Source organism: Paenibacillus sp. FSL W8-0186, assembly GCF_037969765.1.
GTDB classification, from domain to species: Bacteria; Bacillota; Bacilli; order Paenibacillales; family Paenibacillaceae; genus Fontibacillus; species Fontibacillus woosongensis.
Genome location: NZ_CP150207.1, coordinates 3,205,024 through 3,216,571 on the forward strand (window position 1 = coordinate 3,205,024; position 11,548 = coordinate 3,216,571).

Annotated in this window: 9 protein-coding genes; 4 read left to right on the forward strand and 5 right to left on the reverse strand. The window is 51.7% G+C overall.

Annotation, left to right across the window (positions count from 1 at the left end):
* Positions 1-108 precede the first annotated feature (108 nt).
* Positions 109-1,122 (reverse strand): LacI family DNA-binding transcriptional regulator, encoded by a 1,014-nt coding sequence (locus MKX50_RS14420; protein WP_213591954.1) that lies wholly within the window; start codon positions 1,120-1,122, stop codon positions 109-111.
* A 380-nt stretch (positions 1,123-1,502) separates the two neighbouring features.
* On the opposite strand from MKX50_RS14420, the gene MKX50_RS14425 reads away from it, so the two are divergent.
* Entirely contained in the window at positions 1,503-2,366 is an 864-nt protein-coding gene (locus MKX50_RS14425) for a class I SAM-dependent methyltransferase (RefSeq protein ID WP_213591952.1), read from the forward strand.
* Positions 2,367-2,369: 3 nt separating this feature from the next.
* Positions 2,370-3,122 carry an RluA family pseudouridine synthase gene (locus MKX50_RS14430; RefSeq protein WP_339157263.1) on the forward strand — a complete coding sequence of 251 codons (753 nt, stop codon included), beginning with the start codon at positions 2,370-2,372 and terminating at the stop codon, positions 3,120-3,122.
* An 83-nt stretch (positions 3,123-3,205) separates the two neighbouring features.
* Here MKX50_RS14430 and MKX50_RS14435 read toward each other — a convergent pair whose 3' ends face one another.
* Entirely contained in the window at positions 3,206-3,616 is a 411-nt protein-coding gene (locus MKX50_RS14435; protein ID WP_213592454.1) for a MarR family transcriptional regulator, read from the reverse strand.
* A gap of 263 nt (positions 3,617-3,879) precedes the next feature.
* Positions 3,880-4,947, reverse strand: a complete 1,068-nt coding sequence (locus MKX50_RS14440; RefSeq protein WP_339157264.1) for a branched-chain amino acid aminotransferase — start codon at positions 4,945-4,947, stop codon at positions 3,880-3,882.
* Positions 4,948-5,175: 228 nt separating this feature from the next.
* On the opposite strand from MKX50_RS14440, the gene MKX50_RS14445 reads away from it, so the two are divergent.
* A complete protein-coding gene (locus MKX50_RS14445; RefSeq protein WP_339157265.1) occupies positions 5,176-5,862 on the forward strand; it encodes an SOS response-associated peptidase in 687 nt (228 codons plus the stop codon).
* A gap of 227 nt (positions 5,863-6,089) precedes the next feature.
* Positions 6,090-6,968 carry a LysR substrate-binding domain-containing protein gene (locus MKX50_RS14450; RefSeq protein WP_213591944.1) on the forward strand — a complete coding sequence of 293 codons (879 nt, stop codon included), beginning with the start codon at positions 6,090-6,092 and terminating at the stop codon, positions 6,966-6,968.
* A gap of 88 nt (positions 6,969-7,056) precedes the next feature.
* On the opposite strand, the gene gyrA is transcribed toward MKX50_RS14450, so the two are convergent.
* Complete coding sequence (gene gyrA / locus MKX50_RS14455; protein WP_213591942.1) at positions 7,057-9,519, reverse strand: DNA gyrase subunit A; 2,463 nt, start codon at positions 9,517-9,519, stop codon at positions 7,057-7,059.
* A 13-nt stretch (positions 9,520-9,532) separates the two neighbouring features.
* Positions 9,533-11,518, reverse strand: coding sequence for a DNA topoisomerase IV subunit B (parE, locus tag MKX50_RS14460; RefSeq protein ID WP_213591940.1), 1,986 nt, complete (start codon positions 11,516-11,518; stop codon positions 9,533-9,535).
* Positions 11,519-11,548: the final 30 nt, after the last annotated feature.

The following is an 11,548-nucleotide window of genomic DNA, read 5'->3' on the forward strand; positions in this document are numbered from 1 at the left end:
AATTATAGGGTAATGCCTTATATTTAGCGCTAACCAGGGAGAAGACGATTTGCCGCTCCTCCCGGTTAGACGTATAACCAAGCTGATGTACCGCCGGTTCTCACCGGGTTACTCTCCGCAGGATTTGCGGGTCACGATATGCGTATCGAACATTTTATGAACCTTCACATTCGTTTTGTACAGCATCATATCCGTCAGCATTCTCAAGCTCTCTTTCGCCATCTCTTCTACCGGCAAATGAACTGTAGATAATGTAGGTATAGTATAATTGGTTACTTCGTCGTTATCATGTCCAATGATTTCCATGTCCTCTGGCACTTTGATGTCGATTTCATTCAGCGCCTTGAGTGCGCCTACAGCCATCTGATCGCTAATTGCAAATACCCCTGTCGGCATGAAGCCGGATTGCTCCTTCATTCTCATCACCGCTTCATACCCGCCCTGCTCCGAGAAATCTTCATACATCAAATGCTCTTCATCGATTTCCAATCCTAGCTCGGCCGCCTTATCCAAAAATCCTTCTCTGCGCAGCATGATTGCCTTGGAGGAAACGTCAGGGATAATCAGTCCCACCTTCTTGTGGTTCCGCTTATACAACCTCTCCGCAACCATCTCGCCGCTTCTGCGGCTATCGACATTAACGGATGAATATTTGCTGGATTCGCGTTGGTGCAGCACGATCGGAACGTTCAGATCAGCCTGCTCAAGGAACTCGTCATCCTCCTCCGTGGAGTTCGCAATGATCGCCCCGTTAAACCGGGTTCCTGTTACTAAGCTTCTCACCTCATTCAACTTGGTGCCAACGTATGGCTGGATCAATAGCTCGTACTCATCCTCCAGCTCGTTAAGGGCGTGCTGAAAGCCTTTCAGGTACCGGCCGACAAGCGCAGTCCGCGTATCCAGCGTCCAGAACAGGGCGATGATCGGCAGCACCGTTTCCCCTCCGCTCCGCAATCGTCTCGCCGAAATATTCGGCTGATAGTTAAGCTCTCGGGCAGCTTCTAATATTTTCGCTTGCGTTGCGGCGGATATCCGGTACTTGTCCCCTTTGCCATTCAACACCATGGAGGCCGTGCCTTGCGATACTTTAGCAAGTTGGGCTATTTCCTTAATGCTTGCCATGCTTATAACACCTCATCATTTTCATCATATTGGCAAAATATCCTAATCCATTGTATAGGTTCAAACGAGATTAAATCAATTCATTAAGACACCATTCAGGGTTATGCACTGCTAATACGTTTTGCTAAAACGTTTTGCTAATACGTTTTTATTGTATTTTAAAAGCGCTTACACGTCAACAGTAATTTTTAAATTTTATTGAAATATTTTTTTGACACAACTTTCAGACGGCTATTTCTTTAATTGGTAGCATGGAGATGGAATAATGAGGTACAATAACATCCGTAGGTTTACAAGCGTATGCAGCGCCATATGAGACGGCCTGTCCGTTTTCATTTGATAGGATACCTCTAGAGGATATTGGAAGGATGGATGAACTCATGCATGTAGCAAACAAGTGGGAAGATTACGAGATCATTGACGCCGGAGGCGGAGAGAAGCTGGAACGCTGGGGGGATATCATTTTACGCCGCCCTGATCCGCAGATCATCTGGCCGATTCATCACGAATCACAACAGTGGAGAAATGTACATGGCCATTACCACCGCAGCTCCTCGGGCGGCGGGCAATGGGAGATGAAGAAGCAAATCCCGGAGCGGTGGACGATATCGTACGAGCAGCTTAAGTTTTATATTCGGCCTACGAACTTCAAGCATACGGGTCTATTCCCAGAGCAGGCGGCAAACTGGAGCTGGATGATGGACAAAATTCAGCGCGCCGGACGGCCAATTCAGGTGCTTAACCTGTTTGCCTACACGGGAGGCGCTACAGTTGCAGCTGCTGCCGCGGGCGCATCCGTTGTGCACGTTGACGCAGCTAAAGGCATGGTGCAGTGGGCTAAAGAGAACGCCGCCCTATCCGGTCTTAGTGAACGGCCAATCCGTTATATTACGGATGACGTATTCAAATTCGTCCAGCGTGAACAGCGGCGCGGAAATCGCTATGACGCCATCATCATGGACCCTCCTTCCTATGGACGGGGGCCTGGCGGCGAGATGTGGAAGCTGGAGACCAGCTTGTATCCGTTCGTGGAGTCGTGTTTGTCCATTCTGTCGGACAACCCTCTCTTCTTCTTGATCAATTCTTATACGACAGGCATCTCGCCAACCGTGCTTCATAACATTCTGTCGATGACTGTCAAGAAGCGCTACGGGGGAAGTATTTCCGCCGGCGAGATCGGGCTGCCGATTACGAATTCGGGACTGAACCTTCCTTGCGGGATCCTTGGCCGCTGGGAGGAATAACCGATGACTACAAATAACAACAACGAGGGCCGGAACATGACGGAGTCGGACTTCGATATTTTATACGAGGATAACCATCTGCTGGGGATCGTCAAACCGGTAAACATCCCGACCCAAGGGGATGCCAGCGGCGATCCCGACCTGCTGTCCTTGCTGAAGGAGGATATCAAGGAACGTCATCAGAAGCCGGGCAATGTATATTTAGGGCTCGTCCATCGCTTGGACCGGCCCGTCGGCGGCGCAATGATCTTTGCGAAGACGTCAAAGGCCGCCTCCCGGTTATCGGAGTCCGTCCGCAGCCGCAGCTTCGATAAGACGTACCTTGCCATCGTGCACGGTACGCCTCTGAAGCAGCAAGGACGTCTAACGAATACACTGCTGAAAAATGAGCGTACGAATACCGTGTCGGTCGTTACGAAGGGAACGCCTGGCGGCAAAGAGGCCATTCTTGATTATGAGGTCATTGGAACAGCTGCAGGCGACAATCTGACGCTGATTAGGGTTACCCTGCTCACCGGGCGCCCCCATCAGATCCGGGTACAGCTCAGCCATATCGGCTGCCCGCTGTACGGCGACCAGAAGTATGGCCAGGCCTTGAACAAGCCGGGCCAGCAAATCGCTCTGTGGTCACTATATGTCGGCTTCCCGCATCCGGTATCGAAGGAACAGATTCATATTACCTCCCTGCCGCCGGATGAAGCTCCTTGGAGCCTGTGGAGCAGGCAAACCTACAAGGAGCTGGCTCGGCAGCTCTGAACGCCGGTGCGACAGCTTACTATGAAGCCAAAGAACCTGAGAGCATGCTCTCAGGTTCTTTGGCTTATATATATCCATGCTTATTACTTTATCCCTGAAATTTTGCCCATTAAATAAACAAGCAGCTGCTGATTATGCGTAGAAATGCGGCTGAGCACACCGTCCAAATAGGCGTGACGGATCGAAATTCCCCGGTCGGCCTCCGCCTTGCCTTTTTCCGTAATCGATATCCAGACGATCCGCCGGTCTTCCTCGTCCCGGTCGCGGCGAATCAGCTCCGCCTTCTCCATCCGGTCCAGAAGCATCGTTACCGCCGCCGGGGTCGTTGCTAGAAACGGAATCAGATCCGACGGCTTCAACTGGCCATTCTGCTCTAATACTTCAAGCACCGACAATTGGGATGTGGTTAAGGTTGGCGCAAGCTCCTCTTCCAAATGATTCTGATAGTCTTTTACGATTTTGCCAAGTAATTTTCCGAATTCTTCCGTATGCATCATATCCCCCCTATCTCTGCCTGACTCAATAATTTATGAATAATGATTCGTTGGTTTTGTCCTATGTAAAGATGATGAGTACGACGATAGAAGCCATGATATACATTACAATACACGTTTTTCTTAACGCCTTTAATTAAATTCGCCGTCCTTCGCTCAAAATCCTCCTTATTCCAAAAAAATCCATCCGTTTGAGTTGTTGCAAAAAAAACCAGCCGACTGCTCGGCTGGCTCAAAATTTCTAACGGAATTACAGCTATGGATTATTTAATCGGATATCTCCAGCCAAGCGGATCATCAAGTAGACCGCGCTGAATGCCCGTGATCGTGTCATACAGCTTCTTGGACAACTCACCGATTTTGCCTTCGGCAATGTTCAGCTCGAGCTCCCCCCATTTCATGCTGCCGATCGGCGAAATGACCGCGGCCGTACCCGTCCCAAAAGCTTCCTCAAGCCATCCCTTCTGATGCGCCTCGACCAGCTCCTCCATTGCAACTTTGCGTTCGCTCACCGGAACTCCCCATGATTTCAGCAGCGCGATAACGGAATCTCGCGTTACCCCGGCCAAGATGCTTCCTGACAACTCGGGTGTAATGACTTCACCGTTTACCTTGAAGAAGACGTTCATGCTGCCAACTTCCTCAACATATTTGCTCTCTGCTCCATCCAGCCAGAGCACCTGCGAGTAGCCCGACTTCTTCGCATCCTCCTGGGCTTTGATGCTGGCCGCGTAGTTGCTTGCCGTTTTTGCAGCACCGGTTCCGCCGCGGAAAGCCCGAACATAACGCTGTTCTACGTGAATGCTGACCGGATGGATACCCTCTGGATAATAGGAACCAACCGGTGAAAGAATGACCAGCAGCTTATACGTGTGTGAAGCCCGTACGCCGAGACATGGCTCAGTAGCAATGATAAACGGACGAATATATAAGGCGTTCTCTTCTCCCGACGGAATCCATGATGCATCGACTTTTATAAGCTCCGTGATCCCCTGCAGCAGCGTGGAAGGCTCTACCTGTGGAATGCTTAACCGCTCGCAGGAGTCGTTTAGCCGCTTCAGGTTCATGTCCGGCCGGAACAGCACCAATTCCCCGGCAGCCGTCCGATATGCTTTCATCCCTTCGAATACTTCCTGCCCGTAATGGAACACCATCGCCGAAGGATCAAGGGCAATCGGACCATAAGGGACGATTTTCAGATCATGCCATCCCGCCTCAAGCGAATATTCCATCGTCAGCATATGGTCGCTGAAATATTGCCCAAAGCCCAGGGCCCCCGGGTCCGGCTTCTGCTTCAAATTCTGACTTAACTCAATGTGCAAGCTCTCCATTACTACACGTCCTCTCGATTATTAACTCTATCTTTACTATAGCGCTCATTCAATCATTGATCAATAATATGATATCGATCATTATCATAGTTCGTATCTATAACGCGCAAGCTCCACACCCGTTACAAGTAAACTAAATGTCCACTGACCTCTATGTTTGTGGGCTTTTGCATTTTTGGTTTATAATTTTTCCAAGAGCTTCGTCATTTTAATCGGGGGGCCTGCCTTATGTGTGGACGTTTTACTATCACAGTTCCTTATGAAGAACTATTGCTGCGCTATTATATCGATGAAGACACAAACACAAACTATGAACCTTCCTATAACGCAGCTCCTATGCAATACATCCCGGCAGTGGTCAAAGGCAGTAACGGGAACCGGTTGGGGAGCCTTCGCTGGGGGTTAGTCCCATCCTGGGCTAAAGAAGATAAAATCGCCAGCAAAATGATCAACGCACGGGCGGAAACGATCACAGAAAAACCATCCTTTAATCGATTGATCGCGTCTCGCCGCTGTATTATCCCTGCTGATGGTTTTTACGAATGGCAGCAGCGGACAAAATCAAAGCAGCCGTTTCGAATCACATTGAAGGACGAGGGGATTTTCTCTTTCGCGGGGCTTTACGATATGTGGATGGACCCAAACGGAAACAGACTGGCGACCTGCACCATCATCACTACTGCGCCGAATAGTCTAATGGCCGATATTCATCACAGAATGCCGGTTATTCTCCGAAAGAAAGATGAAGCAGAATGGCTTGACAGGGATCATGCAGATGTACCGGCACTTCTGCAATTGTTGAGGCCGTATGACTCCAATGAAATGAGGGCTTATCCAGTATCGTCTGAAGTAGGCAACGTGAGGAATAATGATGCTAAGCTGCTGGAAGAAGTAAAGCCTGCCGATCTTCTATAAGCAAGTGCACTGTATCTCTAAACCATGACCACCCTTTACAGTATATTTGAATCGCAAGATTCGGCTTAATTATATCGCTTGCTAACTTATAAAAGAATCCAACAAAACTACCATATCGCCTCTAAAAATGTATTAGTTTGTAAACAATAAACCCTTGATATATATACGATTTTTAAATAATATGTTCTACTATAATCATAGGTTATATCTATGGAAGAAGGGATAACTTGGAACATCGTCTGCTAGAATACTTTATCGCCGTGAGCGAGGAACTGCATTTCACGAAAGCCGCGGATAATCTGGGGATTTCCCAGCCGACGCTCAGCCACCAAATCCGCTTGCTGGAAGAGCAGTTGGGCACGCCGCTGTTCCACCGGTCAGGCAAGAAAATTCATTTGACCCAGGCCGGAACGGTTCTGCTGGAGCATGCCCGCCGGGTGTTTCACGAACTGGAGCAGGCGAAGCTGGTCATCGGCGAATTGACCGGGCTGCGGCGGGGCCGATTAAGAATCGGCTGCTCAGGCAATCATTTGCTGATCCAGTCCATCATTTCCTTTCATCGCCAGTTTCCCGGGATCGAGCTATCCATCGTCGAGCTGGCGACCGAAGAAACCCGTGATCGGCTGCTCACTAACAAGCTGGATCTCGGGGTTGTATTTCTGCCGCTGAAGGACGAGCAGCTCATCAGTCTTCCTCTGTATAAAGAGGAACTCGTCGTCATCGTTCCCCAAGATCATCCTTTTGCCGAATCGAGCGGTATTGAACTGCGAGAGCTGGCCCTGTCGCCTCTCGTTTTGTTTCCCCCGAAGTTTCTGGCCCGGCAAATGCTGGATGCGGCCTGTGCTGAAATTGGCATTCAGCTCAGTCCTGTTATCGAGTTGTCCACGATGGAATCCCAGTGCCAAATGGTGGCTCATCACGTAGGCTTGACCGTCGTGCCCAAATCCTACACCGCAACGCTTCGGGACCCGCGCCTTGTCAGTGTCCCCATCGCTGAACCTGCCCCCTACCGCAGTGTTGGCATCGTGTACCGCAAAGATACATACATGGATGCAGCCATACAGGCTTTTATCGAACACTTATCCTCCAATTTGCAAACGGACTAACGAGTTTTTCCTTTTACCCCGTACAGTCAAAAGGCTCTCCTCCATGCACAATCATCATGGAGGAGAGCCTGTTTGGCTTGCTGTTATGCTATTTGGCCTGCGCCTCTTCGCTGCGCTGCGGCACAATCAGTAAATCGGTAATTTCGTCCCCTTTGCCTACAGCGGCTAGTGCCTTCCCGATCGATTTGCGATCGGCCAGCGGGGCCGTTTCTGAATTGAACCCATATGACTCGCCCTGCTTCGTCATAGCTACGATGTCCAGCGCTTCCTTGCAATGGAAGCCTCCCGCAATGCGGCTGCCGTTCGGCTTCACGCGCTTGCCTTCCTTGAACTCGAACGTCTGCACGCCGCGTCCGCCGCGGCTTTGCATCGGATAATCCAGCAGCAGGCTGCGCTTGCCGTAACCCAGGTCAGAGACGACCAGGATTTCTCCTTCTTCGCCTTCCACCCAAAGTGCGGCTACCACCTCGTCACCGTCCTTCAGGCCAATGCCTTTAACACCAGAAGCAACGCGTCCCATCGGATTGACTTCATTTTCGGCAAAGCGAATCGCCATGCCATCCTTCGTGAGCAGCAGGATTTCGGCCGTGTTCCGGCTGAGCTGCACCTGGATGATTTCATCCCCATCCGCAACCTTCGCAGCGGCGACAGCGCCGGAGCGCTTCGTCTCGTAATCCTTCAGCAGCGTGCGTTTCACCTGTCCGCGCTTCGTCACGAATACGAGGCTTGTATCCGGCTCTTCAAAGGTTTTGATCGGGATAACACTAACGATGTGGTCTTCCTTGGCCATGGCAATGACATTGACGATCGCCGTTCCGTTATCCTTCCACTTGAACTCGGGAATTTGATGCACAGGCAGCACGAAGTACTGCCCCCGCTGCGTAAAGATCAGCACATTTTGCAGCGTATCCACCTCAAGGATATGCTTAATGTAATCGCCATCCTTCACACCCGAGCCGTCCAGCTCGCCGCCGGAGCGCGTAAAGGACAGCATGCTCGTACGCTTGATATAACCTTCATTAGACAGCGTAACAAGCACATCTTCCTGAGCGACCATCACTTCGAGGTTAACCTTGATTTCCTCAACCTCGCCCTGAATTTCCGAGCGGCGGTCCACGCCGTATTTCTCCCGGATTTCCAACAGTTCTTTCTTAATAACCGCAATCAGTTTCTTGTCGCTCTCCAGAATTCCCCGCAGCGTGGCAATTTTCTTGTTCAGCTCGTTTAACTCTTTCTCTAACGACGTAATTTCCAAATTCGTCAAGCGGTATAATTGCAATGTAAGGATTGCGTCGGCCTGCCGCTCGGTAAACCCGAACATCCATTGCAGATTGTTCTGAGCGTCCTGACGGTTCTTGGAAGCCTTGATCGCGGCAATGACCTCGTCAAGAATGTTCAGCGCTTTGACCAGTCCCTCGACAACATGGGCCCGATCCTCCGCCTTCTCCAGCTCGTACTGCGTTCTGTAGGTCACGACCTCGCGCTGGTGGGCGATATAAGCTTCAAGGATCGGCTTCAAGCCGAGCTGGCGCGGCGCCTTGTTGACGATCGCCACCATGTTGAAGTTATAGGTTACCTGCAAATCGGTTTTCTTCAGCAAATACGCCAAAATCCCCTGGGCATCCGCATCCTTCCGCAGCTCCACGACGATCCGCAGCCCTTCGCGGCCGCTCTCGTCCCGGACTTCGGCGATCCCGTCGACCTTCTTCTCCAGGCGAATATTCTCCATTGCCGTAACCAGGCGGGACTTAACAACCTGGTATGGAATTTCCGTAATCACGATCTGCTGCTTCCCGCCGCGCAGTGACTCAATTTCCGTCTTCGCGCGGATATAGATGCGGCCTCGTCCGGTCTCGTAGGCATCCTTGATGCCTTCTTCACCCATGATGATGCCGTGGGTCGGAAAGTCCGGCCCCTTCACATAGGCGCGAATCTCTTCCAGGCTCATGCTTGGCTTCTCCATGACCGCAATGCAGGCATCGATGACTTCGCGCAGATTATGCGGCGGAATTTCAGTGGCGAAGCCTGCGGAAATTCCGCTGACGCCGTTGACAAGCAGATTCGGATACCGCGATGGAAGCACGACAGGCTCCATCGCGGTATTGTCGAAATTGTCCTTGAACGGAACCGTCCGCTTATCGATGTCACGCAGCAGCTCCATGGCGATCGGCGACAATCTCGCCTCGGTATAACGCATCGCCGCTGCCGGGTCATCGTCCTGCGAGCCCCAGTTCCCATGGCCGTCGATCAGCACATGCCCCATTTTCCAAGGCTGGGCCATGCGCACCATTCCCTCGTAAATCGAGGAGTCGCCGTGCGGATGGTAATTCCCCATCACGTCTCCGACTGTCTTGGCGGATTTGCGATACGGCTTGTCCGGAGTGTTCCCCGAATCGTACATGGCGTATAGAATCCGTCTTTGGACAGGCTTCAGGCCGTCGCGCACATCGGGAATAGCGCGATCCTGAATGATATATTTGGAATACCGGCCAAACCGGTCGCCAACGACTTCCTCCAAATAGGCCGGCAAAAAGTTCTCCATTAAACTCAAATCAAGTCACCCTCTATTCCTCATACTCCGTGAAATCTACATTTTCGACGATCCAGCGCTTCCGCGGATCGACCTTATCGCCCATTAACGTGGACACGCGGCGCTCTGCCTTTGTAGCGTCCTCGATCTGCACCTGGAGCAGCGTCCGTGTCTCCGGATTCATCGTCGTTTCCCACAGCTGATCCGGGTTCATTTCTCCGAGTCCTTTATAACGCTGCAGTTCGAAATTTTTGCCGAATTCCTTCAAATAATTTTGCAGCTGCTCGTCAGTCCACGCATATCTAACCGTCTCAAGCTTGCCGGATTTGCGCGTAATTTTGTATAGCGGAGGCTGGGCAATGTACACCCGTCCCGCATCGATCAGCGGCTTCATATAGCGGTAGAAGAAGGTCAGCAGCAGCACCTGGATGTGCGCGCCGTCCGTGTCCGCGTCCGTCATAATGATGATCTTGGAATAATTGCTGTCCTCCAGCGCAAATTCCGTGCCGATGCCGGCGCCGATCGCCGAGATAATGTACCGGTACTCATCGTTCTTTAATATATCCGCGAGCTTTGCCTTCTCCGGGTTCATCGGTTTCCCTTTTAGCGGCAGAATCGCCTGGGTCTTTGAGTCCCGGCCCTGCTTGGCGGATCCGCCAGCGGAGTCGCCCTCCACGATGAACAGCTCGTTGCGCGTGAAATCCTTCGATTGAGCAGGAGTAAGCTTGCCGCCGAGGTTGGAGCTCTCGCTGCGCTTCTTGCCTGTGCGCATTTCATCCCTTGCTTTGCGGGCTGCTTCGCGGGCCTTGGATGCCTGCACAGCCTTTTTGATCAGCAGCTGAGCCACCTGCGGGTTCTCTTCCAGGAACAGCGCCATATTCTCGGAGACGACAGCATCCACTGTGCTTCGAGCCGAGGCGCTGCCGAGCTGATCTTTCGTTTGTCCGACGAACTCGACCTCAGCCATCTTGACACTAATGACCGCCATCATGCCCTCGCGCAGATCCGTGCCTTCCAGGTTCTTATCCTTCTCCTTCAGGAGGCCGTTCTTGCGGGCGTAATCATTCATGACCCGCGTATACGCGGTCTTGAAGCCCGTCTCATGCGTTCCTCCCCCGCGGGTCGGAATCGAGTTAACGAAGGAAGCCAGCGTCTCGGTATACCCTGCGTTATATTGCAAAGCAACCTCAACCTCGACGTCCTCCTTCTCCGCATAGAAATGAATGACGTCGTGCAGTACTTCCTTGCCTTCGTTCAGGAACTGGACGAACTGGCTTGCTCCGCCCTCGTAATAAAACTCATCCGCCCGATCGGAGCGCTCATCCTTCAGCGTAACCTTGAGCCCGGAATTCAGAAAGGCAATTTCCTGCAGGCGCTCGGCCAGTGTATCGTAATTCAGTCCGATTCCGTTCGGAAACACGCGAATATCCGGTTTAAAAGTCACCTTCGTGCCAGTCCGGTTCGTATTGCCGATGATCTCCAGTCCAGTAACAGGTTCACCGACATGTTCCTTTCCCTTCTTATCGACCCAGTACTCGAAGCGCTGGCGGTGGATTTTGCCGTCCCGGTAAATTTCGACCTCCAGCCATTCGGACAGCGCGTTCGTCACCGAAGCGCCGACGCCGTGCAGGCCGCCTGACTTCTTGTAGCCCGAACCGCCGAATTTGCCCCCCGCGTGCAGAATCGTGAACACGACCTGCGGTGTTGGAATTCCGGTCTTGTGAATACTCGTGGGTATGCCCCGCCCGTTATCGAATACGGTTACCGATCCGTCCTTGTTCAATGAAATATCGATCTTAGAGCAATACTTCGCCAAATGCTCATCGACAGCGTTATCCACGATCTCCCATACTAAATGATGTAATCCCGACGAGCTCGTACTGCCAATATACATACCTGGCCGTTTACGTACCGCGACAAGCCCTTCGAGCACTTGAATGTCGTCAGCGTCGTATCCTGAAGCCGCCGTACCAACAGCCGGCTGGACGGCGTCTTCAAACAAATCGATTTGATCGGCCATTCATGCTCCCCCTTTTATGCTTCTTTATGT